The sequence below is a fragment of the Mesorhizobium sp. B2-4-12 genome (assembly GCF_006441575.1).
Taxonomy (GTDB): Bacteria; Pseudomonadota; Alphaproteobacteria; order Rhizobiales; family Rhizobiaceae; genus Mesorhizobium.
In genome coordinates this window covers 32,483-57,626 of record NZ_VFVC01000034.1, presented here as the reverse complement: position 1 = coordinate 57,626, position 25,144 = coordinate 32,483, and the positions used below count along the sequence as shown (strand labels likewise).

Below are 25,144 nucleotides of genomic sequence, written 5' to 3'. Positions count from 1 at the left end.
GATACCCCGGGGACCGGGCCGTGACGGACCGGCCGGCCAACACCTTGGATATCCGTCTCGCGCCGGTGACCAAGGCCAACCGGGCCCTGGTCGCGTCGCTGGAACTGGCCCCGGACCAGGTGGATTTTGTCGCGAGCAATGCGGAGTCGCTGAAGGAGGCGAGATCCGACCGGGATGCAAGGCCCCGCGTCGTGATGGCCGGCGACCGTGTCGTCGGCTTCCTGATGTACGAGGCGCCCGACGATGACGACGAGGCGCGCATCTACCGCTTCATGATCGACCGCGCCTGGCAGGGCAGAGGCTACGGCAAGGCCGCGTTGCGCCAGGTGCTGGACGAGATCGCCGGGCTCGGCCATGTCGGGCACGTTTCGATTTGCTACGAACCGGAGAACGAAGCGGCGCGCCGGCTCTATCGCGCCGCCGGTTTCGTCGAGGAAGGTCTCGACGAGGACGGCGAAATGATCGCCGACCTCGTCCTGCCGGCGGACGGTCGTTGACGCGGCCGCCCTCCGCCGAAGGCGCGCTGCTCGAGGCCATGGCGGCAATCGCGCCCGGGGATATCCGAACCGGATGCCGGTTGATACGCGAGGCTGACGAAACCCATCTGATGCCCGAGGAAGCGCGTTCCATCCCCGCGCGCCAGCCGGCCATGCGGCGCGCCAGCGGAGCGGCGCGCTTGGTCGCGCACAAGCTGCTGGCCGATATCGGCATCCGCGACGTCGCCATCTTGCGCGCGCCGTCGGGCGCTCCGGTCTGGCCGCGCGGCATAACGGGTTCGCTCGCCCATGACGACGAGATGGCCGTGGCGGCGGTCGCACCTGTTGGCCGCATCCGCTCGTTGGGCATCGACGTCGAGCCCGCCCAACCCCTGCCGGACGACATTTTCGAAATCGTCTCGACAAATGCCGATCAGATCGGCACTACCGACCGGCAGCTTGCCGGCCGCATCCTCTTCTGCGCCAAGGAGGCGGTCTACAAGGCGGCCTATCCGCTCGATCGCCAGATCCTCGGCTACGAGGATATCGCCGTGGACCTCGGCACGGGCCGCGCGATGACGAGGACGGGCCGCAAGGTCAGCCTCGCCTACTGCGCCGCCCCGCGCGTGGTGGTTTTGGCCTTTGTTGGCGGTGATGACGTTTAGGGTCGGGCGCGATTATTCCTGCCGCGCTACTGCGTCATAAGCTTCTGGCTGACGGCAGCAATTTTTTGCGTTGGCGCTGCCCTCACTGTCCTGCCGGACATCTCTCCCCGTAAACGGGCGAGAGAGCTGGCCGCAATGCTGGCTCCAAGTTGGCGATTGGCGAAATCGGCGACGAGCGCCCCTCTCCCCGTCACTGTACGGGGAGGTGAGGCGTGGTCCGCGCACCGGACGAAAAGCCAACTGCTTGGCTTTTCGAGCGACGAACGCCGGCAGGCAGATGAGGGGCGGCGCTGAACGCCGGCGATTATGGATGGTCGCTATGACGCCGCAGGAAAGCCTTCCGGCGTCACGAGCCGGCAGCGGGTTTCTTCGAAGACTGGTCCTCCCGCTCGCCGACGATCTCCCGATAATCTCTCACCGCGCCATCCAGCCCGCGTATGCGCCAGCTCTGCCCGTCCCGTGCCTCGACGTGACACGGCCCGAGCGGCACCTTGCCGCCGCCTTCCGGCAGGTCGAGCACATAGACCGGGTTGCAAATGCCGGACAGCCGCGCCCTCAGCGCTTCCACCAGCGCCTGCCCTTCGGCGATCGTGGTGCGCCTGTGCGCCATGCCGCGCGCCAGGTCGCCATGGTGCAGATAATAGGGCTTGACGCCGAGCCGGTACATCAGCTCGCGGCACAGTTCTTCAAGCGCCTCGACATTGTCGTTGACGCCTTTCAGCAGGACGCTCTGGTTGAGCAGCACGAAGCCCGCCTGCCGCATCGTCCGGCAGGCTGCCTCGGCAGCGTCCGTGATCTCCCGCGCGTGATTGAAGTGGGTGACGACGGTGACCATCAGCCGGCCTTGCAGCGCTTCGACCAGCCCCGATGTGATGCGCGAAGGCAAAGCCACCGGCACGCGTGTGTGGATGCGCAGGAGCCGCACATGGGCAATGGCCTCGATGCGGGCGCGGATCTCGGCCAGCGCCTTGTCAGGCAGCGACAGCGGATCGCCGCCAGTTAGGATCACCTCGCGGATCTCGGAATGAGCTGCGATATAGGCCAACGCCGGCTCCAGCGCCTCGCGCGTATAGCCACGGCCGATCGAGGTCAGCGATTCCTTGCGGAAACAGAACCGGCAATAGACCGCGCATTGATAGGTCGGGAACAACAGCACCCGGTCGGCATGGCGGTGCGTCAGCCTGGGCACCGGGCTGAACTCGTGATCGGCGATGGGATCGCCAAGCTCGCCCTCCGCCTCCTCCAACTCCCCCGGCGACGGGATCACCTGCGCGCGGATCGGATCGGCGGGGTCGTTCCAGTCGATCAGGTCGAGATAGGCTTTCGGCGCGCGCACCTTGTGGCGGCTGGCGGCTTCCCGCGCGGCTTCGCGCTCGGCGGGCGACAGCGGCAGGGAGGCCAGGTCGCTCACATGGCGCACCCCCTGGCGGACATCGTCCTGCCAGATTGTGTCGGCGGTCGGCGCGCGGGTGGCATTTTTGAGGTCGATCATCGGGGTCTCGGGCTGTTCGCGCGGACCTATCGGCCGGATGGACGGCCGGGTCAACCACCCGTCGCATCGACTTGTCATCCGCGGCGTTCCCGCCCACCCCCCTCTGTTTGCCGGGCAGAGGGGGGTGCGACGGAACACCAGCCTCGCCGGATACACCGCACCTAGCCGGCGGTTTGGCGCATTGCGTCCATCGCCACGAAAGCAGTTTCGATGCTTTCAAAACTCAGCTCCGGATAAAGCGCGCCCGCTTCAGGATTGGCCGTTTCCAGCGCCGTCTCGCCACGGATCCAGAACGCCCGCAGCAATCCGAGGCCGGGGACTGCCGCGATCATCCTCTCCAGCTCTTCCGCGCTCTGCCGCACGATGCGCGGCGAACGGCCGCTCACGCGCCGCCACAGATCGATCATCGCGCTTTGCGTGATCCTGTTCTGCGCGATGCGGATTTCACTGCGGACAGCACCGGGATCCTCCAGCGCGCGCATGGTGACGGCGGCGATGTCCTTTTCGCTCACGAATGTCGCCGGCACATTGCCGTCGCCATAGAGCGTCACCTCGTCCGGCGGCAGGGGCGTCGAACCGAAGCGCGTCAGGTCGCCCAGTGTCGCCACCCAGGTCGAGAAGAACCCGTTGGTGTAGATCACCGTATAGGGCAGATCGGCCTCCCTGACCGCATCGAAGATGGCTCTCTTGAGGTCGAGCGGTTCGATCGAGCCCGGCGCGGCGGCGGCAAAGTCGAGGCCGAAGCCGGCGGAAGGCACATAGCGTGAAACGCCCGCGTCCTTGACGGCGCGCACCAGCGTCATCTCGCTGGCCGAACCGACATGCACCGAGCTGATAACGCGATCGGCCTTGCCGACGGCGCGCACAAGGCTGTCATAGTCGTCGAGATCGCCGACATGGACCGTGGCGCCGAGCTCCTTCAGCGGGCGCATCCGCTCTTCATTGCCCGCAGTTGCCGGCCGGACCAGCACATGGACGCTGTCGCCGTTGCGCGCGCTGGCCTTGGCGATCTCGCCGCCGAGCAGCCCGGTGGCGCCGATGATAAGGGTGCTGGTCATATCCCCCTCCCATTGCCAAGGATGGAGCCGTCCCAGTCGCGCTCCAGGCCGATGTCGCGCAAACGGTGGTCTGAAAGCCGGGAAATCCGGCGCAGCGTGCGGCGGCGCTCGAATGTTGCGGCACTGCGCCTGGCAAGGCCGCTTATCGCGGCGCCGATGGGTCCAAGGGTCAAGGTCATTGTCCGTCTCCTGTTTCACTGTGCGCAAGCGCGCCGGTGCCGCCGCGAGGGCGAGCGTGACGATTGCTCACACTGTGATTGGTCATTTCAGCGCATCCGGTGTTCCGAAGGCCGATCTGGATGCGCGCTACACCTGGATATTGGGTGTTTTCGGGCTGGACGACAAACGACTCTTTGTGCAGGATTTGTGAGCAACGCTCACAGATCGAGATCATGCCGCGCCGACTGCCACCTCTAACCGCCCTGCCCGCCTTCGACGCTGCCGCCAGGCATTTGAGTTTTTCCAAGGCGGCGGAAGAGCTCAACCTCACCCATGGCGCGGTCAGCCGCGCCGTCCGCAACATAGAAGGCAGGCTTGGCATCCAGCTTTTCGATCGCGGGACAAGGTCCGTACGCCTGACAACCGTGGGCGCTGCCTATGCGGTGGAGGTCGGCAAGGCGCTCGACCGGATCGCCGCCGCGACCATCGCCGCCACTCCCGACCGCTCGACGCGCATCCTGAATGTCAGCACGTCGGACGGCTTTGCCGGCCGCTGGCTGGTGCCTAGGCTGCACCGCTTCCACCGCGCCAACGCCGACATCGACGTGCGGCTCTCCACCTCCGGTGTGCTCGCCGATTTCGTCAGCGACGGCATCGACATCGCCATCCGTTACGGCCGGGGCGGCTATGCCGGCGTGACGGCTGAATTTCTTGCCGACGAGGAGGTCTTCCCCGTCTGCAGCCCGGAACTCCTGCAAGGCGAACATCCGTTGCGCCAGCCTGGGGATTTGCGGCATCACAAGCTGATCCACGATGCCTTTCGCATCGACTGGGCGACATGGCTGCAGCAGGCCGGCGTCGAGGACATCGACCCCAAGCGCGGCGTGCGCTTCGATTCCGCCACCTTCGCAGTGGAGGCCGCCGTGCATGGCGAAGGCGTGCTGCTCGGCCGCAGCGCGCTTGTCTCGGCCGACCTTGCGGCCGGACGGTTGGTACGGCCGTTCAGTCTCGCGCTGAAATCCGCCGCCCGCTACTACGTCGTCTACCCCGAGGGGGCACTGCGCCAGAAGAAGGTCCGGGCGTTCCGCGACTGGCTGTTCGCCGAGATCGCGGTAGACTGGGCCGGTGCGACAAGCAGCTAAGTAGCCAATGGCAGCACGTGCCTTATCCAGGCGCCGCGCTATCGCTTCGAGAAGGACCTTGCCGACGGCACGCTCGTCGAGGTGCCGGCCGGCTACCCACCCTCGCCGACGCCGCTGTCGGCGCTCTACCCGCAGAACCGGCAGCTCTCGCCGCGCCTGCGCGTGTTCCTCGACTGGGCGGCGCGCATCTTCGCCGAGGCGAACCTGTAAGCGGCTCCGCGACTCGTACCCCTGCCCGCCGCGCTCGGACCGGCCAGGCGCTGCGCAGCGTGCCTCCTCTGCCGCGGCTTCGACCGAGCCGACATCGAGGCGCCGCAAATGCAGCGTCTTCATCACTATGAAGGGGGACGCGAGCCGGCGGCCGTGAGATGATGTCTGGCAAGGCAAACACACGCTTGCCCGAAACCCAGGCCGCAAAAGGCGGACCTGTCCAGGTCTGGTCGCCATGAGCGGATTGATGCTCCCGACACTTGAGAGGCCTTTCCCGTTCGGCCGCGGCATCGCCGAACACAGCCGCCGCCGTCACCGCCTGCGAAAGATGTTCCGAGACGGAAATCGGAGGCTGCGATGAAGCGCCTCTGTCTCATGCTTGGCTGTCTTCTGCTGGGTCTCTTGCCGGCCGGCAGCACTCTGGCGGCCGGCGCGGTCTTCTTCGGCGATGATGAGTCCTATGGTTGGTGCTCCGGCTACACAAGCAGGGAAGCCGCGCGTAAATGCGCGCTCGAGCAATGCAAGGGAGCAGAAGGCGTCAATTGCCAGCTGGCTTTGGAATGCCAGGGCGGATGGGGGGCGGTCGCCACGGGCGACAATGGCGGCTATGGCATAGCCTGTGAGGCCTCCATGGAGGTCAACGCACGCATTCAGGCCCAACTGGCATGCACCTTCGCGGTGAAAGGCTTGTGCCACACGCAAACCACCTTCTCCGAGCGCAATCAGTCCATCAGCCAGGAGGAGAACGCGCTGTTTGACCGCACGATTTTCGCGCAGGTCCTGCTGCTCAAACTGGGTTACTACAAGGGCCGGATCGACGCCCACGCGGGATCGGATACAAGGAGCGCGTTGAAGTCGTTTCAAAGCCAGGCAGGCTTGCCGGTTACCGGCGAACCCGACGAGAAAACGCTCGACCAACTGACGGCCAAGCTCGGCGGCGCCGGCGCGCTCGTGGCAGCCATCCTGGAGGGGAATCGCGATGTCGACACTTCGGACTGGCACATAAAAACGGCAGCGCCGCGCGCCGAGGCCGTGCAGCCATCGACGTCGCAGAACATACCGACCTCCCCGCTCGACGCATTCGGCGTGAACGAGGAGGCCCTGAACGGTGCCCTGTCGGAAGGCATCGGCAACATCAATGGCCAGACGGGCAATAATTTCAGTTTCCAGGGAACTTTCACCTGCGGCCGCCTGGCGGGCGACAGCAAGATCAGGTGCACGGCGACGGTGACCGATCCGGCCAGCCCGGAAGCGGATGTCGTCGATCTCTACCATGTCGATGGATCGGACGTATTCGCGCAAATGGAGGCGATGGCCGACAAGAGGTCGCGCGAGGAAGGCGGCGCCGACCATCTCGACAGGAAGTCGCAGGCGACGTTCACGACCAAGGACGGAGAAAAACGGGTGGTCGATTTCGGTTGCGTGCAGCACTTCGGAGACCGCGTCTCGCACGGCATCTGCTATATCGAAGTCACGAAAAGCATCGGCTTGATGACGACCGTGGCGCCGCCGTCGCCAAATCGCGATCCGGGCGGCGTGAAAGCCACGGACGATGGAACAGCCGAAATGCAAAGAGCGTTCGACCTGTTGGGAGGAATGTCGCTCGCCCTGCTCGACGTCGCGTTGAAGAAGTAGGGACCCGTCTTAGCCCGCCGACGCCCTCGACAAGGAGATGGGGGTCGATCGTTGCCCATCGGCGCCATCTAATGCCATTGTCGCCGCGACAGCGCGCCATGCGACGTCGGCGAAGCGCCGTGCCTCTTTCAGCTTCGGTGCTATATTACCGCAGTGACCCTGCCCGCTTTATTGAGGCGACAACTGACTTGCGCTTGCCGAACTTCGATGCCGCCCTGTCTTGCATAGTCTATTCGCACCTTGATCGGCGCCGTGAGTACACCTCCACGGTGGTGCAAGGCACCCGCGCTGACGGCATTGACACGCACGGCGCCAAGCGGCTTCGCGGCGGACATGATCGCGGCACGGCAGGCTCGCGCGATCGCGGTTGGCTTGCCGGGTTTCGCTGTAACGGGCTCCAGTGATCGAAGGGGATATCCCGGGGTGGGTTCGCCCTCGCCGGCTTTGGAAGGCCTGAGGATGGGCGGCAGGAAATTCGATTGCCTGGCGGCCTTGGCGGAGGCAGTGGCTGTCGTAGCCGCGGCCGGCTTGGCAGCGGCCGGCTTGCCGGGCGCGGTCGCCGAACCGTTTTCGGCGGGCGGGGCGTTGCCGAGGCCGATACCCCTCGAAACGCTTCCGCTGGGGTTGCCAACGTTGCCGCTGGCACCAACGCCCGCGGCGGGTGATCCGTTACCGACGCCGACCGACGCGCCGACGTTTGCTCCGCCTGCACCGCCCACGTTCGTGCCCACCCCCACGGATCCGCCTTGCGAACCGACGCTCGCTCCAGCGCCGTCCCCGAGGCCGCCAACCTTACCGCCTATGCCTGCATCGAGAGCCGAGGCGGGGCCAATTGCGACACCGATCGCCAACGCGGCGGCGAAGTACTCTTTCATCTTCGTCCTCCCCTGCGGGATGCATGTCGCTCGCTCGCCTTTCACTGCGCAGGTGGTCGGGTTGGGAGCAATGCAATGGGAAGAGCAGTGGTTGCCAGCAACACAGGTTGCGGAGGCTTTGGACCCTTCACTTTCTGTTTTTTCGGCAAACCCGGGTTACGGGCTGCGCCCGAACGCGTTGATGAACTTGCAAGCGCATTCGTACGTGCCTTGGGCGCGCGCTCAACGGCCGCGCTCCGACGCTTATCCTTCGCGCCGTCGATTTCCTCACGCGCGGCACTGAGGCTGCGGGCCAAACCGTTGGCCCTTTCACGCTCTTGCTCCAGCGCCGCATTCAATTCCATCGAGTTCTGCTTCAGGGCATCGCGTTCCTTGCGAGCACTCTCAAGGTCACGGATGGCTGCATCTGCTCGTTCACGTTCCAGTTTGAGTGCTTGCCCCGCTTGGTTTGAAGCGGCCTCGGCCACCTGCCGGGCCTTCACGGCCTTGGCCCGCTCCTGCGCGGCCAGATTTGCGCCTGTCTTGAGGGCATCGATCGTTTGGCGAGCCGTGGTGAGTTCTTGTTCCAGGAGCTCTGCCTTATGACGCTCGTCATCAAGCGCTCGCGTCGCGGCGGCCTGAGAGGCTTCGCTTGCGGGGTGCGCTTCAGCCATGGCGCCTTTCTCGCTGTCCCAGAGACTGGCTTCCGCCCTGAAGTTTTCGATGACACGCTGCGCCGTCTCCAGATTGAGCGTGAGCGCTTCGTCCGTTTGCCGCTGCTCTTTCAGGACCTGCGCTTGCCTGGCCAGTTCGGCTCGTGCCGCGGCCAATTCGCGGCGCAAGGCCCCCTCATCCTCGCCGGGCGGCACCTTGTCCGGTTCTTTCGCGATATCGGTGTGGTCCACGACCGGCGAGTGGCCATTGGCTGCGGCAACCGCTGACGTTTCGGGCGCCAGTTGACTGTTGGCCGGGGACGCCAACAGCAGAATGAGGATTGAAGGAACGAGGGACAGCATGGCGTTGCCCCTTCCAGACGTCCCATGACTTGAAATCAAAGGCCGTCTTTTGATAAAGGTGAAGCCGCTGCTTGGAGATTTCGATCTGGTATCCGGCAAATCAATCATCACTTGATCCCACCTGTTGCGACCCTCACCGCGATTCTATTCTCCACTTGGTTCGAGCTGGGGCGCTCTATGCCGCCCCGCCCGCACGCTACCTCCTGATCCCTTGCTTGTTGTCATTCGAACGAACGAAGAGCGTTTCGCCGTCCCATCATTGCGATCGCGCGACAGACCTGCCCAGGGAGCGGGTGCCCGTGTCGCTTGGCCACCGCAACCTTGACTGCATGGACCCGGCAGTCTCTTGTTCGAACGGAATCCGCCGACAAGAGAGGTGCCACCATGGAGAAGATCATCCTGGACTGCGACCCCGGGCATGATGACGCCATCGCCATCCTGCTGGCGGCGGGCAATCCGAAGATCGATCTCCTCGGCATCACGACGGTTTCGGGCAACCACAATGTCGAGAACACCACGCGCAACGCGCTTTCCGTGTGCACCGCCTATGGCATCAAGGTGCCGGTGGCGAAGGGCTCTCCCGGCCCTTTGATCATCGATCAGGTGCTGGCGGTCGAGATCCACGGCGATACCGGGCTCGATGGCCCGGTGCTGCCGCCTGCCTCGTTCGAGCTCGACAAGCGGCATGCCGTCGACTTCATCATCGACACGGTCATGGCGCATGGGCCGAAGACGATCACGCTGGTCCCGGTCGGCCCCTATACCAACATCGCCTTAGCCGTCCGCAAGGACCCGCGCATCGTCGAGCGGGTGAAGCGGGTGGTCGCGATGGGCGGAAGCTACACGCGCGGCAACATCACGCCCGCGGCGGAGTTCAACGTCTATGGCGACCCGGAGGCCGCCGACGTGGTGTTCCGCGCCGGTTGGGATGTCACCATGGTGGGGCTCGACCTCACGCACCAGGCGCTGGCCACCCCGGAGCTGCAGGACAGGGTGCGCGCCGTCGGCGGTCCGATCGCTAGGTTCATCCTCGACATCTGGGAGTTCATTGCGACCACGCATGGCGCCCTGCTGCAAATCGAGTATCCCGCCGTCCATGACGCATGCTGCGTCGCCGCCATGATCGACGGAAGCGTCTTCACCACCGAGAAGGCCGATATCCGCGTCGAAATTGCCGGACGGTGGACCAAGGGCATGACGATCTGCAATTTCGAGAAAATGGGTGGCATGCACCATTTCGGCGGCACGGCAAGCGAGCAGGTCGACTTCCGCCATACCGTGGCGATGAAGCTCGACCATGCGAAGTTTTGTGATCTGATCGTCGATGCGCTCGAGCGGCTCACCAGCCAGAAGGAGGCGTAATTCAAGCGCTGTCCGAACGAACAAGACGCGGCTGGTTGTGAACCGGGGCAGCCCAGCGGAACTGCAGACTTGGCTTGGTCCCGTCCGAGCGACCGCTTCAGGCGATGCATCTCTCATGCGCGCGGCTATGGGCGCGGACGTCGAGACGTGGCTGGCTTGCCACTGCGGTCATGGCTCAGGGAAGATGCGCCTGAGCGCGGCTGTCGGCGTCCTAAGGATTGGCAGCTGGCGGTTTGATCTTCGTCAGGCGGGCCCTGGCTTGGGCCACATATTGCTGCGCAGACCTGATCCGGCTGCACAGCGCGATATTGATGCCGACACCACAGTCTTCATCCATCAATTCCTTGGCCCGAGACAGGGCCAGCTCAGCCCGTTTGACTCGCTGCCTTGCCCGCGCCAGTTCCAAGTTCATAAGTTCTATCATTGTTCCGCATCCGTTGCGGTCCCTTCGATCGTTAACCTCTCCCCGATGCTTTTGTTCCAGCCGTTTGTCAGCTCGGCGGCGCCGCCACGTTGCCCGGCTCCGTCGAGATCGCGGAGCCAGGCAAGTTGACGTCAGATCAGTAACCGCCGTTTTCGATCACGACGTGATGATGGTGATGGCGGTGGGATATGGATGTTGTCACGACGACATTGTCGTGCCGATGATGCCGGCGGCCGTGATCGTAGAATGCGATCTGGCCATGGTGGCGGTGATGCAGGCGCTGGCCGTCCTCATTGATGACCACATTGGCGCGATGATGATGGTGATGTCTGTTGATGACGACGGTGTCTTGCGCCGAAGCCACAGCAGGCGCGGCCAAGCACAGCGCCAAAGTGCCCAAGATCATGATTTTCATTTTGAATTCTCCAAAAAACTAAGATGCCCTTCACCCGATAAACACCGCCCAAACGCTTTTGTTCCGGTTTGACTGAGAGATGTCGGTGAGAGGCCTTGTCCGCCGGTCTCGCGGCACAATAGGTGGTCCGCTTCATCTATTTGACTGATGCGTTACCTTATCCTGAGGGCCATATTGAAGATGATCCTACCGGATCACTGAGTAATCCCGCAGCCAGTCCCTTGCGGATTGCTCCAAGGGCCCCGCTTGACTCCCGGTCGGCGGGGCTTTTCCATGCGTTCCACTTAAGCGCTAAAATGAGTGGCAGGCGCTCAGCGCAGGATCCTCTCTGCAATAGCGAGCTATCCGTTGGGCTCTCCGCCAGCGTGACTGACTGCCGCCGCTGCTGGACTTGTTTTTTCTTGCCGATGGCGCCGATCGTCCTCCCGGCCGGATATGCTCGGCCCACCCACCAAAATGGCAAGGCGGCCTATGTCCTTTCAAAGCGCGTCGCCTCGAAACCGGATTGAGGCGACGCGCTTTGGGGTCTTGTTTATACCTGTCGTTCTCTCAAGACCGAGGTCACTTTTGCGCGACATGCATCAGGTCAAAATGAGAACGATCTTGAGTGAATCCGGATCGACGATCACGATCCGCCCGTCGGCGAGCACGAAATATTCGTAGGATTCGTAGGCCGGCACGATCTTGACGATGCGAGCAGGCAAGCGGTGCAATCTGATCTTGTGCCGCGGAATTTCCACGCCCACGGAAACGTCGAAATCGACATTGGCTACGGGCTGGACCTTCGTCTCCTTGATCACCTGCGTGATCTGGGTTTTCTGTTCAACCGTCACATTGTTGATCGAGGCAGTCGAAGTCTTGTCCTGGGTGGAGGCTTTGCCCTGCGCCTGCTGGTCGGTCTGGACCTTGGTCTTGTCCTGGGCCTGCTGGTCCGTGCTGGTGCCGGTCTTGCCCTGGGCCTGCTGATCGGTCTGGACCTTGGCCTTGCCCTGGGCCTGCTGGTCCGTACTGGTGCCGGCCTTGCCCTGCGCCTGCTGGTCAGTCTGGGCCTTCGCCTTGCCCTGGGCCTGCTTGTCCGTTTTGGTAGTGGACTTGTCCTGGGCCTGGCCGTTCATCTTCGAGCCGGGCTTACAGTTAGCCGTCCCGGAGGTGCAGTTCGTGTCCGCCCCTGATTGGTTGTCGGCCGGCTGCTGCGTCTGGGCCATTGCCGTGCCACAGCCGAGTCCGATCGCGAGCATGCTGGTGATGAGAACATGTTTCATAGGTAAATCTCCTTTGAAAGGTTCGCCCTTCAATGGGTAAAACTTCTCCAAAAAGGGATGGTTCCCCGGGTCAGGAGGCGATACCAAAGCGACCGGCGCGATCATGGCGAAACGATCCTGCCGTTCGTGCGATTTGCAGGGGCTTGTTCTGGCGGGACCTCACAAGCATGATCTGGAGGGCGAAAGGTCTTTCAGACGATCGGGCCGTGTGGAACGCTGTCCGACATCAAGCCTGCCATCAAGCCGGATGAAATTCCTGGCGAGATAGAATATTGAAACCTGTGAGGCTCGGCCCGAAACGAAAGCTGGGGATACGCCGTGACATCAAGCAGGCCAGTTCTGATCACCGGCGCGGCCGGTTTCATAGGTTTCCATCTCAGTCAGAGGCTGCTTGCCGAAGGCCGGCAGGTTGTCGGCCTCGATTCCATGAATGCGTATTATGACGTCACCCTGAAACAGGCCCGGCTCGACCGGCTGAAAGCATTCCCGAATTTTCGTTTCGAGCATGTCGACCTCACCGAACGAGACCGTATTTCGGCGCTGTTTCAGTCAACCGCGCCGGAGATCGTCGTCAATCTCGCGGCGCAGGCCGGCGTGCGCTATTCGCTGACCAATCCGCACGCCTATGCGGAAAGCAATCTCAGCGGTTTCCTCAACATCCTGGAAGGATGCCGGCACACCTCGGTCGGCCATCTGGTCTATGCATCGTCGAGCTCGATCTACGGCGGCAGCACGCGCATGCCGTTCTCCGTGCACGATCCGGCCGATCATCCGTTCAGCCTCTATGCGGCAAGCAAGAAGGCAAACGAGCTGATGGCGCACACCTACAGCCACCTCTTCGCGCTGCCGGCGACAGGCCTGCGCTTCTTCACCGTCTATGGCCCGTGGGGACGGCCCGACATGGCGCTGTTCATCTTCGCCAAGGCCATCCTGGCCGGTGAGCCGATCGACGTCTTCAACCATGGCAACATGCAGCGGGACTTCACCTATATCGACGACATTGTCGAAGGCATTGTCCGCGTGATGCGGCAGCCCGCGACGGCCAATCCGGAATGGACAAGTGCCGCGCCGGATCCAGCGACCAGCAACGCGCCGTTCAGGATCCACAACATCGGCGGCAATACGCCCGTTCAGTTGAGCCGGTTGATCGATGTGCTGGAAGACGCACTCGGGCGCAAAGCCATTCGCAACCTGATGCCGATTCAGCCGGGCGACGTTCCGGCAACGTTCGCCGATGTCAGTTCGCTCGAGGAGGCGACCGGTTTCAAGCCGAATATCCCGATCGAGATCGGGGTTCCGCGTTTCGTGGACTGGTATCGCGAATTCTATCGGGTATGAAAGCGCTGCCAGTTCGCTCGCAACGGTGAAGCCGCTCTCTCGCCTTCGCCGAGGTTGCTTCGGATTCGCACGAGACTCCTGCTCCGGCATCCCCTGTTTGCCGATCCGGTTCGGGCACGATCGCACGGGAACAACGCGGGAAAGCCCTCGTTGATGGACCGGCACGTTTGCTTTGGGATGCTCCCGATGAAGCTCCAGGATGAAGCCCGTCACAAATCCGAAGATGTGAGCAACTCCGTCCTTGCGGACGTCGTGCTGGCTTTGCAGCGACGCATCGAGGTGAACCACCAGTTCGATATCCCTTATCTTGCCGGTTACAGCAAGGACGGGCGAACCGTCTATATCGATCGCCACTTGCCGCGAACCATGGCTTGGCAAGGTCAGTCAGTAAAGCTTGCGCCCTTTTTGGTCACACATGAAATCGTCGAGAAATCCCTCCTTGACCAATTGCGGCTTCACTATCTGCATGCCCATCAGATAGCACTGCGGACCGAGCGGGATGCCGTGCGCGCGGCCGGTGTCTCATGGCGGGCCTACCAAGCCTTGATGAAGCGCAACGAGAAGCCGATTGACGAGGAAAAGGTGCAAGCCGTCCCTCGCGACCTCGATTTGACGCCCTACCGGGACTTGGAGGATTTCCCCGTACTGGATCGGCTGGTCAAAGCTGCCGGATGAGCGGAACACGGCATCCCGGGACGAACACCGGCCGCCGCGGAGCAGGCGAGCCTGGCTCCTCAACGATGAGTGCCGTTACCTCACGATAAGCACCGGGCGATTGGTCTTTCTGCCGAGGGCCAACGCTGGCACGCCGATAGCTACCGGTGGTGGTGCCTGTGATGGCGCCTGTGGTGGTAATAACGGTGCGGGTAATAGTACCGGTGTGGGTAGTAGTATCGGTGGTAATACCTGTGCCGGTAGCCGAAGTACGGCCGGTAAGGCTGGTAGTACGGATCGCCGTAATACGGACCGTAATACGGGCGATAGGCGAACGGCATCCCTCCGAAGCCACCAAAATAGCCGCCGAAGGGTGGGAAGAGAAATTGTGCCTTGGTCGGTGACGTCACAGCGGCTGTGGCAGCAAGCGCGAGCACGGATGAGAGTATCAGTTTTCTCACGGTTACCTCCATTAGTTCGGTCTTGAATAACGCGGATTCTGGCGCCTCGTTCCGCAATCCGTCCCGGCCGCCGCGGCCTGAGATTCGAGACCGCCTTCCCAAGCAGGGCAATTTCGTGCGGATTTCCCAGCACCGCGCCGACCGCAATCCTCGGCAGCGTCTCGTCTGCCGGTAAGTTCCAAACACAAAGCCCGCCCCGGCTTGGCCGGGACGGGCTTTGCTCGTTCACAGTCCGGTGAATGAGCACTCGACGGGCACAAACCTTGTTCGAACGAAATAGTTCCTGCCTGTTCAGCCAATTGGCCTCTGGATAGAGCGCTGATACGGCGAAGGCGCGACACTGGCGCACAATCGCAACCGTCAAAGCATCGCGCCCTGAGCAGCAACGATTGCCCGGACGCGAACGACAAAGTCGCCCCTCGCCTCTCCAGCCGCGATCTGGGACTTTCTGGCTGGCGAAGATCGGCGCGTAGATCGCATCTCGACCATAAGCTTCGCCACTGTCACGCGGCCGGCCCAAGCCGGTCCGGCATCGAACCGCGAGCCGGCTAATCAATGCTTTCACCTACGGCCTTTCGGCCCAGCTCTTGCCAACCGGATTAGCTGGTCCGTTGGCTGCTGCCTCGTTCGCGCCCCTCCGCCAGATTATAGCCGCAAAGCTGCCCGATGGCTGCCAGGCCTGTTGATCGCCACGAAGAAAGGTTCTGTCATGCGCTTGGTCTGGACGGTCATGTTTGCGCTCGCGAGCACTGCCGCTTTCGCGGCGTCGCCCGAGGACGACTATATCACCGCGCGCGACAAGGCGATCGCGGCCATCACCGAGCTGAACAACTCGAATGCACCCGTGGAAACCCTCGATGCCGCCGATGCCAAGGCGCGGACCGACCTCGAAGGGCGCCTGACCGCCCTTCTCGGTCCCTTGACGGTCAAGGATTTCCCGACAAACGGCACCATCAATCTGGAAAGCCTGAGTGACTCCGATGTCGGATACGGCATGCTCGACGGGCTGCGATACACCCAGGGCGACGATGGCCCGAGCCTCGTGGCCACGACGCGGGGACTGCTGGATCGCTGGCTCCAGGCCCGGGCCGCCGAGACCGACGAGGGTCTCAAACTGCCCACCAGCGTCGATGAGGTGCTGAAGCTCGATGCCTTCTACACCCAGGCGATCAACAGCGACGCCGCCTTCATGGGAACGCTCGACTTTCCGCTGAAAAAGCCCGAAGGCGCCGACATCGCCATGGCGCGGCTCGGCGGCTGGACGCAGGATGTCGGGCCGATCCACGAACAGCAGGTCGTCGTCACGCTCGTCAAGGGCAACAGCGTCATGATCGCTTCGGCGCCCGCCACGCCACCTGTTCCCAGGATCGCGGCCTGCGAGGCCTTGTGGACGTCCGCGGACGAAGCCGCCCAGAAACTGGCCGCCCAGGCTTCCGAGACCAAGGACGAGAAGCTCTATGACACCGCCAATGCCGCCTGGGAAAAAGGCGACGGCGACTATCGCAAATGCATGGGCGACAAGCTGCCCAGCGACCCGGCCTTCCCCGCGCTGCTCACCCAGGCGCAGACGCTTGCCGACCACATGGCGGGCAAGTAGGGCGCAGGACGAGCGCCGGCGGCGAAGCTGACGCCGTGCCCACCTTACCCCTTGTCGCCTTCGCACCACGTCACGATATTGTCGGTCGCGCTGGCCCCTGTTGAACGCGGTTGCCAGCGCAATTGAAAATGGTTGAAGGATGATCCCGGAACGTGCATGGCGCGGTGGGCAGAACGACTATGTGGGAATCTTGAAATGACGACGGATACCAAAGCGACGGAAACCAGGGCGTTCGAGGCGGATGTTTCGCGGCTGCTGCACATGATGGTGCACTCGGTCTATTCCGATAAGGACGTCTTCCTGCGCGAATTAATTTCCAACGCCGCCGACGCCTGCGAGAAGCTGCGCTTCGAGGCCGTCAGCCATCCCGAATTGCTGGCCGACGATCCCAAGCCGCGCATCTCGATCTCGGCCGATCCGGACAACAAGCGGATCGTTGTCGAGGACAACGGCATCGGCATGAGCCGCGACGACATGGCCGAGGCGCTGGGCACCATCGCCCGCTCGGGCACGCGCGCCTTCATCGAGCGCGTCGGCTCCGGCACCGAGGACACGCAGCTTATCGGCCAGTTCGGCGTCGGCTTCTACTCCGCCTTCATGGTGGCCGACCGGGTCGACGTCATCAGCCGGCTGGCCGGAAGCGAGGAGGCCTGGCGCTGGTCGTCCGACGGCAAGGGGTCCTACGAGATCGCCCCGGCCCCGCTTGAAGCAGCACCCAAGCGCGGCACCCGCGTCATGCTGCATCTCATGGACGATGCCGCGTCCTACACCGGGTCCTACCGGCTCGAGCAACTGGCCAAGTCGCAGTCGGGCCATGTGCCGGTGCCGATCACGCTGGTCGAAAAACCCGGCGCCGAGGCGCGCGACATCGCCGACGGCACCGCGCTCTGGGTCCGGCCGAAGAGCGAGATCAAGCCCGAGGAATATACCGACTTCTACCGCGGCGTCGCCGGCCAGTATGACGAGCCGGCCGCCACCATCCATTTCCGCGCCGAAGGCCGACAGGAATACTCGGTGCTCGCCTTCGTGCCCGGCTCGCGCCCGTTCGACCTCTTCGACCAGGACCGCAAGGGCCGCATGAAGCTCTATGTGCGCCGCGTTTTCATCACCGACGACGCCGACCTTCTGCCGCGCTACCTGCGCTTCGTGCGCGGACTGGTCGATTCCGCCGACCTGCCGCTCAACGTCTCGCGCGAGATGATCCAGGAAAGCCCGCTGCTCGCCGCGATCCGCAAGGGCCTCACCAACCGCGTGCTCGGCGACCTCGCCAAGCTGGCGGAGAATGAAGTCGAGGCCTATGCCAAGATCTGGGACAATTTCGGCGTCGTCCTCAAGGAAGGGCTTTACGAGGATTACGAGCGGCGCGAGCAATTGCTGAAGCTTGCCCGCTTCCGCTCGACCGCATCGGGCGAAGGCTGGCGCGGCCTCGCCGACTATGTCGCGGCGATGAAGGAAGGCCAGAAGGCGATCTTCTTCATGGCCGGTGACGACCGCGCCCGGCTCGAAGCCTCGCCGCAGCTCGAAGGCTTCAAGGCGCGCGGCATCGAGGTTCTGCTGCTCACCGACCCTGTCGACAGTTTCTGGGTGACGATGGCGCCGGAATTCGATGGCAAGCCGTTCAAGTCGGTAACACAGGGCGTGGCCGAACTTTCCGACATTCCGCTGCTCGACGAGGCGAAGAAGCCGAAGACGGCGGCGACGCCTGAGGTCGATGGCTTTCTGGCTTTCGTCAGGACGGCGCTTGGCGATGCCGTCTCGGACGTCAAGGCCTCGGACCGCCTGACCGAAAGCGCGGTCTGCCTCGTGGCGCCGGAACATGGCCCGGACCGGCAGTTCGAACGGCTGATGAACGCCGCCGGCCGCCTCGACAAGGCCGCCAAGCCCATTCTCGAGATCAACCCCCGGCACGACCGCGTGCTGGCGCTGGCCAGCCTCGGCGACGACGAGCAGGCCTTCAAGGACGATGCAGCCCACCTTCTCTATGACGAGGCGCGCGTGCTTGACGGCGACAAGCCGGCGGACGCCAGGGCTTTTTCCCAGCGCCTCGCCCGGCTGATCGAGCGCGGCCTGCCGAAGGGCTGAGGGCCGCTTCATGGCCTGAACAGGATAAAGCCCGGGCGCCGCCAAGCGCCCAGGCTTTTGATCTCGATCATGCCGGTTCAGTTCTTGCCGACGCCGGCGGCGGCCTGCTCGATGAGCTTGGCGACAGATGCGGGATCGGAGACGTAGACCGCGTGGCTGCCGGGCACTTCGACCGTTGTCGCGCCAGCCCTATTTGCCATCTGGCGCTGTGCCGGCGGCGGGATCATATGGTCGTCGGTGGCGATGAGATACCAGCTCGGCTTCACCCTCCAGGCCGGCTTGGTGACCTTGCCTTCGAGTGCGGCCACGGCCCACGGCACTTGCGAGTCCGCCATGAAGGAGGCGAGCGAGGGACGCACGTCGGCGGCGAACGAGGCGGCGAACTTGGCCTTGTCGAGCATCAGGAAGCCGTCGACGGGCGGCAGGATCGGCGGCACGGCGGCGCCGGGAGGCGGGTTGGCGATCAGGGTCGAGACCGACTCGCCGGCATCGGCCGCGAAGGCCGCGATGTAGACGACGGCCGAAACCTTGGGATCGGTGCCGGCTTCCGACACCACGACGCCGCCATAGGAGTGGCCGACCAGGATGACATTGCTTGGGGCGGCGGCGATGGCGCGCTTGGTGAAAGCGACGTCGTCGGCGAGCGAGGTGGTTGGGTTCTGGACGATGGTGACGTCGTAGCCGTCCTTCTTGAGCTGATGATAGACCCCTTCCCAGCCGGAGCCATCGACGAAGCCGCCATGAACGAGGACGACGGAATTTGCTGCGGTGTTGGACATTTGAGTTCTCCTTTTCAAATCGTTGTTTGCGTTGGTTGCAGGAGGACTATGCGCCGGGGCCGCCGCGCTCGCTTTGAGGTGACCTTCAGGACCTCTTGATTTTGTCTTGAGAGGGCTTTGATTTTGCGGCCACGACACGTCTACAGTGTCCAGATCAGCGTTTCCGCCCCATCTGGAGCCAGCAATTTGCCGTATCTTTTCGAGGATTTCGCTCTGGACGGCGACCGGCGCGAACTGCGCAGGGGCAACGAGCTGGTCCCGGTCGAGCCGCAGGTGTTCGACCTCTTGCAATATCTGATCCGCAACCGCGAGCGGGTGGTCAGCAAGGACGATCTGGTCGATGCGGTCTGGCAGGGGCGTATCGTCTCGGACGCCACGCTGGCCAGCCGCGTCAATGCCGCCCGCGGCGCCCTTCAGGACAATGGCGAGCAGCAGCGCCTCGTCCGCACCATACTGCGCCGGGGCTTTCGTTTCGTCGGCACCGTGCGCGAGGAAGCCGGCGCCGAGGCGGCAGCGCCGGTGGAGAAACCGAAGCCTGGCCTCGGCATTCCCGCCCGCCCCTCCATCGCCGTTCTGCCTTTCGTAAACATGAGCGGCGACGCGGATCAGGACTATTTTGCCGACGGCATGGTCGAGGACATCGTCACCGGCCTGTCGCGCATCCGCTGGCTGTTCGTCATCGCGCGGAATTCGAGCTTCACCTACAAAGGCCGCGCCGTCGACGTGAAGCAGGTCGGGCGCGAACTCGGCGTGCGCTATGTGCTGGAAGGCTCGGTGCGCAAGGTCGGCAGCCGCGTGCGCATCACCGGCCAGCTGATCGACGCCGAGGATGGCAGCTATATCTGGGCCGAACGCTACGACCGCGAGTTGACCGACGTGTTCGCGCTGCAGGACGAGATCACCATCGGCGTGGTCGCGGCCATAGAGCCCAATCTGCGCCGGGCCGAGATCGAGCGCGTCAAGCGCCAGCGGCCCGACAGTCTCGACGCCTACGACCTTTTTCTGCGCGCCCTGCCCGACGTCTACACCTTCATGCCGCAGGGCGCCGCCAAGGGCCTGCCGCTGCTCGACCAGGCGCTGGCCATCGAGCCGAATTATGCGCTCGTCCACGGCTTTGCCGCCTGGGCGCATCAAACCCTTTTCATTCGTGGCGGCATGCTGGTAGAGCACCGCGAGAAGGCGTCGCGCCACGCCCATGCGGCGATCGAGCACGGCTCGGGCGACGCCATGGCACTGGCCCTGGCCGGCTTCACCATCGGCCTGGTGGAACATGACCGCGGGCTGGCCGACGAGGCGTTCGCGCAGGCCCTGTCGCTCAGCGCCTCCTGCGCCTTCGTCTATGCCTTCGGCTGCGTGCCGGTGGCATATGGCGGCGACGCGGCCCGCGCCATCGACTGGTGCGAGCAGGCGATGCGGCTCTCCCCGTTCGACGCCATGAGCTGCGTGCCGCAAGGCATTATCGGCTTCGGCAATTTTCTGTCCGGCCGGCACGAACAGGCGATCGCGGCAGGCCGCAGGGCGGTCGAGCTCAACCCAGGTTTCAGCATCCTGCACGGCTGGCTGGCCGCCCCCCTCGCCAAGCTCGGCCGGATCGAGGAGGCAAGGGCGTCGGCCGCACGGCTGATGTCGCTCGAACCGCATTTCACCATTGGCCGCTGGTCCGCCGCCGTCGGAATCGCCCCTGGCATAATCGACGACGTCACCGACGCCCTGCGCGTGGCCGGCCTGCCGGCGTAGAAGGCGATCTGCCGCCGACAGGTTCAGCGTCCAGCCGGCAACACGCGGATATCCACTGGCTCAATCGCCGACTGTAGACATCGCGCCGCCAATCACCCAATCTTGGCTCGGGAACAAAACAGGCGCTTCAAAGAAGCGCGGACGTCCAGGTGCTCATGGAACGACGATGGACATTGTATGATCCGCGGCTGGCGTGGATGCTGGTCGCGCCGGTGCTCCTGCTGCTGATCTTCTTCCTGGTGCTGCCGATCGCCGTGATGGCGGCCTACACATTCTTCACCTTCGTCACCGCCGGCGTGGAAACCAGCGCGCTGACGACCGCGAACTGGCACGAATTCCTGACCGACAGCTATTATTCGGGCTTCCTTCTGAAGACGTTGCGGGTCGGCGCGATCACCGCGCTGCTCTGCGGGGTGCTGGGCTATTTTCCCGCCTATTTCATCTGGGCGACGACCTTCAAGCACAAATGGCTGCTGCTTCTCCTGCTCATCGTGCCGTTCTGGATCAGCTTCACCATCCGCACCTTTTCCTGGATCAACATCCTGGGCGAGCAGGGCGTCATCAACGTCGCGCTGCTGAAGCTCGGCATCATCAACGAGCCGCTGCCGATGCTCTACAATGAGGGCGCGGTCATCCTGGGCATGCTGCACTTCTTGCTGCCCTACATGATCCTCAACGTCTATGTCAGCCTCGAAGGCATCGACCGCACGCTGATTTCGGCGGCCCGCTCGATGGGCTGCACCAGCGCGCAGGCGTTCCGCGAGGTCACGCTCCCGCTGTCGCTGCCGGGGCTCGCGGCGGGCCTGCTGCTCTGCTTCGTGCTGGCCGCCGGCAGCTATGTGACGCCGCAATTGCTCGGCTCCGGCCGCGACGCTCTGTTCGGCAATCTGATCTACGACACCATCATGGGCGAATTGAACTGGCCGATGGGCGCCACGCTTTCGATCGTGCTGTTCGTCGTGCTCGGCTTCTTCGCCGCCATCTATACCCGCTACATGGGCATGTCGCAGATCGTCAAAGGGCTTGGAGGATGAGAGGAACACGGCGCAAGCAGGAAGGCAGATGGGCCTGGCGGCTGACCGGCTTCGTCACGGTCTGCGTCTATATCTTCATGTTCGCGCCGATCGTAGCGACGGTGGTCCTGTCGTTCAACGCCTCGATGTTCGGCGGCTTCCCGATGACCGGGTTTTCCCTGCAATGGTACAGCAAGCTGATGGCCAATGAGGCCGTGCTGGCCGCCTTCCGCACCTCGCTATGGATCGCGCTGGTCACCGCCGCCGTCACCACCGCGATAGGCGTCGTCACCGCGTTCGCGCTGGTGCGCTTCGAATTCCCTGGCAAGCAGGCGCTGAGCACGCTGGTGATCCTGCCGGCGCTGGTGCCGGAGACCATCCTCGGCGTCGGCCTGCTGGTGCTGATCAAGGCCATCGACCAGCCAAGGACCATGCTTCTGCTGGTGCTCGGCCATATCCTGCTCGCCGTGCCCTATGTGGTGCTGATTACCCAGGCGCGCATGGTCGGCATAAGGCGCGTCTATGAGGAGGCCGCACTCTCGCTCGGCGCCTCACGGCTTTCGTCCTTCCGCGAAATCACGCTGCCGCTGCTCATTCCGGCCGTGGTGGGGGGCGCCCTGCTCGCCTTCACCATCTCCTTCGACAACACCTCGGCCAGCCTGTTCTGGCGGCCGGCGGGCGTCGAGACCATGCCCACCCAGATCCTGTCGATGCTCAAGATCTCGATCAGCCCGGAGATCAACGCGCTCGGCACCGTGATGATCCTGGTGACCGTCGGCATCCCGCTGCTCGGCGGCCTGATCCTGCAGAGCCTGACAAGATTGAAAAGACGTGGCGAACCAAAGGAGGAGATGAAATGAAACTCACCAACAGCAAGCGGCTGGAACGGCTGCAAGACCGATACATGAATGGCGGTGTCAGCCGCCGCACCTTCCTGACGCTGACGGCTGCCGCGGCCGCCGCGGCCGGCCTCGACATGCCATGGATGCGGCAGGCGCTCGCGGCCGTCGAACAGGTCCGCTTCGACGGCTGGGGCGGCACGGTGCAGGACGCGATCGACAAATATGCCTTCCAGCCCTACACCGCCAAGACCAAGATCAAGGTGGTACAGGGCACGTTCGGCGACGAGGACGAGATCATCACCAAGATCAAGACCGCCAAGCCCGGCGACTACCAGGTCATCCATTCCTCCGGCGTCAACTACTACATCAAATACGTCAACGGCGGCCTGACCTCGGAGATCAACGAGGCCAACATTCCCAACATGGTGAATGTGCTGCAGCCGATGATCGAGCCGTTCCGCAAGCTGACGCCGAAGCTGTCGGCCGTGCCTTACGACTACGGCACGACAGGCATCGCCTACAACACCAAGGTGATCTCGCCGGAGGAAGCCAAGGAAAAGGGAGCGGCACTGCTGCTCGACAAGAAGTATGCCGGCAAGGTCGGCGGCTATGACGACATGACCACGCGCGTCTGGTACGCGGCGCTCGCCACCGGCCAGGACCCCAATAACATCAAGGACATGGACACGATCTGGGCCAAGGTGCGCGAGACGCGCGACCTTGCCAAGAAGTTCTGGAGTTCCGGCGCCGAGCTGATGGACCTGCTTTCCAAGGGCGAGATCGTGGTGACCGACGCCTGGTCGGGCCGCGTCGCCGCACTCCAGGACCAGGGCCATCCGATCGGCTATCTCGATCCGGCTGGCTCCTATGCCTGGATGGAGGACATGCTGATCCTGAAGGGCTCGCCGATGGCCGAATGCGAGGAGCTGATCAACTTCATGCTCGACCCGGCGACATCGATCGCCGTGGCCGAGGGCCAGAGCTATCCGCCGTCGCTCGACCCGACCAAGGTCAAGCTGACCGAGAAGATCGAGAAGCTGCCGGCTTTCGACAAGACCGGCACGATGAAGGCACTGACCTTCGCCGATCCAGTCTACTGGGCGACCAACGAGGACGCCTGGACCAAGCAGTGGAACAGGATCTCCAAAGGTGCCTGACAGCCAGAACCTGACCAAAGCACCCCGGCCGGAAGCGGCCGGGGTGGCCAAAGCCGGCGCGGCGAGACCCGCCCCGGTCGGCGCCGAGGCGGACAGCCCGGCGGTCGAATTCCGCAACATCGACATCGCCTATGGCAAGTTCGTCGCCGTGCGCGACTTCTCGCTGTCGATCCGCAAGGGCAGCTTCGTCACCCTGCTCGGGCCTTCGGGCTGCGGCAAGACGACGATCCTACGCTCCATCGCCGGCCTGGTCGACATTTCGGGCGGCCAGATCATGATCGATGGGCGGCGCGTCGACGACGTGCCGATCTACAAGCGCAACATCGGCTTGGTCTTCCAGAGCTACGCGCTGTTCCCGCACAAGACCGTGTTCGACAATGTCGCCTTCGGACTGAAATACCGCAACGTGCCGAAGCCCGAAATCAAGCGCAGGGTCGGCAAGGCGCTCGAGATGGTGCGGTTGCCGGGCAGCGAGAAGAAGCTGCCATCGCAATTGTCGGGCGGCCAGCAGCAGCGCATCGCGCTTGCCCGCGCCATCGTCTTCGAGCCGCAGGTGCTTTTGCTGGACGAGCCGCTGTCGGCGCTCGACGCCAACATGCGCGAGGAGATGCGCGTCGAGATCAAGAAGATCCAGAAGGAAACCGGCATCACCGCCATCTTCGTCACCCACGACCAGGAAGAAGCGCTCTCCATGTCGGATCGCATCGTGGTGATGAATGCGGGCTCGGCCGAGCAGGTCGGCACGCCCGAGGAGGTCTACGAGGCGCCGGCGACGGCCTTCGTCGCCGACTTCCTCGGCAAGGCCAACATGCTCGCCGGGACGGTGAGCGGATCCGGCCAGGCAACATCGGTGGTGCTTGCCAGCGGTCAGACGATCAACGTGGCCTGCCCGAGGACGCTTGCCCAGGGCAGCAAGGTCACCGTGGTCGTGCGGCCGCAGAAACTGTCGGTCGGCGAGGCGGCGAGCGCCAACCGTCTGTCCGGCCGTGTCGTTTCGGCCTCGTATCTTGGCGGCAGCGCCATCTACGAGGTCGATATCGGCGGCAAGACCAATATCCGCGCCCACGCGCCGATCAGTGGCCGCGTGCTTCGCGAGGGCGAGGCGATCGACCTCGGCTTCGATCCCGAAGGCTGCGTCCTGCTCGACGGGGACGGCCAGCGGATTTCGTGATGCAGCGTCATGCGGCTATCTGCGTTGCGGATCAACGCAACGCCTTGGCATGGCATCCAGCGACCTTCGCCGATGAAATCGAGCCTTCCAGCGATTCCCCGTGCTAAAGGAACTGTTTGAGCCCGGTTTCGGTTGTCTGCTGT

Annotated in this window: 24 protein-coding genes and 1 pseudogene; 17 read left to right on the top strand and 8 right to left on the bottom strand. The window is 63.8% G+C overall.

Features of this window, described 5'->3' with window-relative positions; genetic code table 11:
• Nucleotides 1–20 precede the first annotated feature (20 nt).
• Together FJ934_RS19670 and FJ934_RS19665 are read left to right on the top strand one after the other, a co-directional pair.
• Nucleotides 21–497, top strand: a complete 477-nt coding sequence (locus FJ934_RS19670; RefSeq protein WP_140611491.1) for a GNAT family N-acetyltransferase — start codon at nucleotides 21–23, stop codon at nucleotides 495–497.
• On the top strand, nucleotides 494–1,141 hold the full coding sequence (locus FJ934_RS19665; RefSeq protein ID WP_140611489.1) for a 4'-phosphopantetheinyl transferase superfamily protein: 648 nt from the start codon (nucleotides 494–496) through the stop codon (nucleotides 1,139–1,141). Before FJ934_RS19670 ends, FJ934_RS19665 begins: the two co-directional genes overlap by 4 nt.
• A 346-nt stretch (nucleotides 1,142–1,487) precedes the next feature.
• Here FJ934_RS19665 and FJ934_RS19660 read toward each other — a convergent pair whose 3' ends face one another.
• The 3 genes from FJ934_RS19660 to FJ934_RS19650 all read right to left on the bottom strand — a co-directional run bounded on the left by FJ934_RS19660 (nucleotide 1,488) and on the right by FJ934_RS19650 (nucleotide 3,870).
• Nucleotides 1,488–2,633: a KamA family radical SAM protein gene (locus tag FJ934_RS19660; protein WP_140611487.1), complete on the bottom strand. Its 1,146-nt coding sequence runs from the start codon at nucleotides 2,631–2,633 to the stop codon at nucleotides 1,488–1,490.
• 161 nt (nucleotides 2,634–2,794) lie between these two features.
• The gene (locus tag FJ934_RS19655; protein WP_140611485.1) at nucleotides 2,795–3,691 is read right to left on the bottom strand and encodes an NmrA family NAD(P)-binding protein; all 897 of its coding nucleotides are present in this window, start codon (nucleotides 3,689–3,691) and stop codon (nucleotides 2,795–2,797) included.
• A complete protein-coding gene (locus FJ934_RS19650; RefSeq protein ID WP_140611483.1) occupies nucleotides 3,688–3,870 on the bottom strand; it encodes a DUF1127 domain-containing protein in 183 nt (60 codons plus the stop codon). Before FJ934_RS19650 ends, FJ934_RS19655 begins: the two co-directional genes overlap by 4 nt.
• Between FJ934_RS19650 and FJ934_RS19645 the strand changes: the two genes are divergently transcribed.
• The 4 genes and pseudogenes from FJ934_RS19645 (at nucleotide 3,870) to FJ934_RS19630 (ending at nucleotide 6,837) form a co-directional block, all read left to right on the top strand.
• Nucleotides 3,870–4,061 (top strand): hypothetical protein, encoded by a 192-nt coding sequence (locus tag FJ934_RS19645; RefSeq protein ID WP_140611481.1) that lies wholly within the window; start codon nucleotides 3,870–3,872, stop codon nucleotides 4,059–4,061. The genes FJ934_RS19650 and FJ934_RS19645 overlap by 1 nt on opposite strands.
• Before the next feature lie 22 nt (nucleotides 4,062–4,083).
• Entirely contained in the window at nucleotides 4,084–4,992 is a 909-nt protein-coding gene (gene gcvA / locus FJ934_RS19640; protein ID WP_140611479.1) for a transcriptional regulator GcvA, read from the top strand.
• A gap of 21 nt (nucleotides 4,993–5,013) precedes the next feature.
• Nucleotides 5,014–5,202: pseudogene (locus FJ934_RS19635) on the top strand (LysR substrate-binding domain-containing protein); the annotation flags it as partial.
• 402 nt (nucleotides 5,203–5,604) lie between these two features.
• Nucleotides 5,605–6,837 carry a peptidoglycan-binding protein gene (locus FJ934_RS19630; protein ID WP_181165691.1) on the top strand — a complete coding sequence of 411 codons (1,233 nt, stop codon included), beginning with the start codon at nucleotides 5,605–5,607 and terminating at the stop codon, nucleotides 6,835–6,837.
• Between the two features lie 140 nt (nucleotides 6,838–6,977).
• On the opposite strand, the gene FJ934_RS19625 is transcribed toward FJ934_RS19630, so the two are convergent.
• The gene (locus FJ934_RS19625) at nucleotides 6,978–7,712 is read right to left on the bottom strand and encodes a hypothetical protein (protein ID WP_140611475.1); all 735 of its coding nucleotides are present in this window, start codon (nucleotides 7,710–7,712) and stop codon (nucleotides 6,978–6,980) included.
• A 41-nt stretch (nucleotides 7,713–7,753) separates the two neighbouring features.
• Nucleotides 7,754–8,815, bottom strand: a complete 1,062-nt coding sequence (locus tag FJ934_RS19620; RefSeq protein ID WP_140611473.1) for a hypothetical protein — start codon at nucleotides 8,813–8,815, stop codon at nucleotides 7,754–7,756.
• A gap of 276 nt (nucleotides 8,816–9,091) precedes the next feature.
• Here FJ934_RS19620 and FJ934_RS19615 point away from each other — a divergent pair, with 276 nt between their 5' ends.
• Nucleotides 9,092–10,069, top strand: a complete 978-nt coding sequence (locus FJ934_RS19615) for a nucleoside hydrolase (protein ID WP_140611471.1) — start codon at nucleotides 9,092–9,094, stop codon at nucleotides 10,067–10,069.
• Nucleotides 10,070–10,280: 211 nt separating this feature from the next.
• On the opposite strand, the gene FJ934_RS19610 is transcribed toward FJ934_RS19615, so the two are convergent.
• Nucleotides 10,281–10,481 carry a hypothetical protein gene (locus tag FJ934_RS19610; RefSeq protein ID WP_226890652.1) on the bottom strand — a complete coding sequence of 67 codons (201 nt, stop codon included), beginning with the start codon at nucleotides 10,479–10,481 and terminating at the stop codon, nucleotides 10,281–10,283.
• Nucleotides 10,482–10,656: 175 nt separating this feature from the next.
• Here FJ934_RS19610 and FJ934_RS28780 point away from each other — a divergent pair, with 175 nt between their 5' ends.
• Nucleotides 10,657–10,980: a hypothetical protein gene (locus tag FJ934_RS28780; protein WP_181165690.1), complete on the top strand. Its 324-nt coding sequence runs from the start codon at nucleotides 10,657–10,659 to the stop codon at nucleotides 10,978–10,980.
• Between the two features lie 509 nt (nucleotides 10,981–11,489).
• Here FJ934_RS28780 and FJ934_RS19600 read toward each other — a convergent pair.
• Nucleotides 11,490–12,170 (bottom strand): DUF1236 domain-containing protein, encoded by a 681-nt coding sequence (locus FJ934_RS19600; RefSeq protein WP_140611465.1) that lies wholly within the window; start codon nucleotides 12,168–12,170, stop codon nucleotides 11,490–11,492.
• A gap of 318 nt (nucleotides 12,171–12,488) precedes the next feature.
• Here FJ934_RS19600 and FJ934_RS19595 point away from each other — a divergent pair, with 318 nt between their 5' ends.
• The 4 genes from FJ934_RS19595 (at nucleotide 12,489) to htpG (ending at nucleotide 18,302) form a co-directional block, all read left to right on the top strand.
• Nucleotides 12,489–13,508, top strand: a complete 1,020-nt coding sequence (locus tag FJ934_RS19595) for an NAD-dependent epimerase (protein ID WP_140611463.1) — start codon at nucleotides 12,489–12,491, stop codon at nucleotides 13,506–13,508.
• Nucleotides 13,509–13,694: 186 nt separating this feature from the next.
• Nucleotides 13,695–14,183, top strand: coding sequence for a hypothetical protein (locus FJ934_RS19590; RefSeq protein ID WP_140611461.1), 489 nt, complete (start codon nucleotides 13,695–13,697; stop codon nucleotides 14,181–14,183).
• 1,149 nt (nucleotides 14,184–15,332) lie between these two features.
• Nucleotides 15,333–16,220 (top strand): hypothetical protein, encoded by an 888-nt coding sequence (locus FJ934_RS19585; protein WP_140611459.1) that lies wholly within the window; start codon nucleotides 15,333–15,335, stop codon nucleotides 16,218–16,220.
• Nucleotides 16,221–16,415: 195 nt separating this feature from the next.
• Entirely contained in the window at nucleotides 16,416–18,302 is a 1,887-nt protein-coding gene (gene htpG, locus FJ934_RS19580; protein ID WP_140611457.1) for a molecular chaperone HtpG, read from the top strand.
• A 77-nt stretch (nucleotides 18,303–18,379) separates the two neighbouring features.
• Here the strand turns inward: htpG and FJ934_RS19575 are convergent, their stop codons facing one another.
• Complete coding sequence (locus FJ934_RS19575) at nucleotides 18,380–19,081, bottom strand: alpha/beta hydrolase (protein ID WP_140611455.1); 702 nt, start codon at nucleotides 19,079–19,081, stop codon at nucleotides 18,380–18,382.
• Nucleotides 19,082–19,267: 186 nt separating this feature from the next.
• Here FJ934_RS19575 and FJ934_RS19570 point away from each other — a divergent pair, with 186 nt between their 5' ends.
• From FJ934_RS19570 to FJ934_RS19550, 5 genes are all read left to right on the top strand, one after another.
• A complete protein-coding gene (locus FJ934_RS19570; protein ID WP_140611453.1) occupies nucleotides 19,268–20,818 on the top strand; it encodes a winged helix-turn-helix domain-containing tetratricopeptide repeat protein in 1,551 nt (516 codons plus the stop codon).
• A 155-nt stretch (nucleotides 20,819–20,973) separates the two neighbouring features.
• A complete protein-coding gene (locus FJ934_RS19565; RefSeq protein ID WP_140611451.1) occupies nucleotides 20,974–21,852 on the top strand; it encodes an ABC transporter permease in 879 nt (292 codons plus the stop codon).
• Nucleotides 21,849–22,691, top strand: coding sequence for an ABC transporter permease (locus tag FJ934_RS19560; protein WP_140611449.1), 843 nt, complete (start codon nucleotides 21,849–21,851; stop codon nucleotides 22,689–22,691). The genes FJ934_RS19565 and FJ934_RS19560 overlap by 4 nt, the downstream gene beginning before the upstream one ends.
• Nucleotides 22,688–23,830 (top strand): ABC transporter substrate-binding protein, encoded by a 1,143-nt coding sequence (locus FJ934_RS19555; RefSeq protein ID WP_140611447.1) that lies wholly within the window; start codon nucleotides 22,688–22,690, stop codon nucleotides 23,828–23,830. Before FJ934_RS19560 ends, FJ934_RS19555 begins: the two co-directional genes overlap by 4 nt.
• Entirely contained in the window at nucleotides 23,823–25,001 is a 1,179-nt protein-coding gene (locus FJ934_RS19550; protein WP_140611445.1) for an ABC transporter ATP-binding protein, read from the top strand. Before FJ934_RS19555 ends, FJ934_RS19550 begins: the two co-directional genes overlap by 8 nt.
• Nucleotides 25,002–25,144: the final 143 nt, after the last annotated feature.

What these genes read in the sequence shown, in the direction of transcription:
- FJ934_RS19555 (WP_140611447.1), top strand. Translation starts at nt 22,688, where the DNA reads ATGAAACTCACCAACAGCAAGCGGCTGGAACGGCTGCAAGACCGATAC.
- FJ934_RS19565 (WP_140611451.1), top strand. Translation starts at nt 20,974, where the DNA reads ATGGAACGACGATGGACATTGTATGATCCGCGGCTGGCGTGGATGCTG.
- FJ934_RS19590 (WP_140611461.1), top strand. Translation starts at nt 13,695, where the DNA reads ATGAAGCTCCAGGATGAAGCCCGTCACAAATCCGAAGATGTGAGCAAC.
- FJ934_RS19650 (WP_140611483.1), bottom strand. Translation starts at nt 3,870, where the DNA reads ATGACCTTGACCCTTGGACCCATCGGCGCCGCGATAAGCGGCCTTGCC.
- FJ934_RS19610 (WP_226890652.1), bottom strand. Translation starts at nt 10,481, where the DNA reads ATGAACTTGGAACTGGCGCGGGCAAGGCAGCGAGTCAAACGGGCTGAG.
- htpG (WP_140611457.1), top strand. Translation starts at nt 16,416, where the DNA reads ATGACGACGGATACCAAAGCGACGGAAACCAGGGCGTTCGAGGCGGAT.
- FJ934_RS19585 (WP_140611459.1), top strand. Translation starts at nt 15,333, where the DNA reads ATGCGCTTGGTCTGGACGGTCATGTTTGCGCTCGCGAGCACTGCCGCT.
- FJ934_RS19600 (WP_140611465.1), bottom strand. Translation starts at nt 12,170, where the DNA reads ATGAAACATGTTCTCATCACCAGCATGCTCGCGATCGGACTCGGCTGT.
- FJ934_RS19655 (WP_140611485.1), bottom strand. Translation starts at nt 3,691, where the DNA reads ATGACCAGCACCCTTATCATCGGCGCCACCGGGCTGCTCGGCGGCGAG.
- gcvA (WP_140611479.1), top strand. Translation starts at nt 4,084, where the DNA reads ATGCCGCGCCGACTGCCACCTCTAACCGCCCTGCCCGCCTTCGACGCT.
- FJ934_RS19660 (WP_140611487.1), bottom strand. Translation starts at nt 2,633, where the DNA reads ATGATCGACCTCAAAAATGCCACCCGCGCGCCGACCGCCGACACAATC.
- FJ934_RS19625 (WP_140611475.1), bottom strand. Translation starts at nt 7,712, where the DNA reads ATGAAAGAGTACTTCGCCGCCGCGTTGGCGATCGGTGTCGCAATTGGC.
- FJ934_RS19575 (WP_140611455.1), bottom strand. Translation starts at nt 19,081, where the DNA reads ATGTCCAACACCGCAGCAAATTCCGTCGTCCTCGTTCATGGCGGCTTC.
- FJ934_RS19615 (WP_140611471.1), top strand. Translation starts at nt 9,092, where the DNA reads ATGGAGAAGATCATCCTGGACTGCGACCCCGGGCATGATGACGCCATC.
- FJ934_RS19620 (WP_140611473.1), bottom strand. Translation starts at nt 8,815, where the DNA reads ATGATTGATTTGCCGGATACCAGATCGAAATCTCCAAGCAGCGGCTTC.
- FJ934_RS19560 (WP_140611449.1), top strand. Translation starts at nt 21,849, where the DNA reads ATGAGAGGAACACGGCGCAAGCAGGAAGGCAGATGGGCCTGGCGGCTG.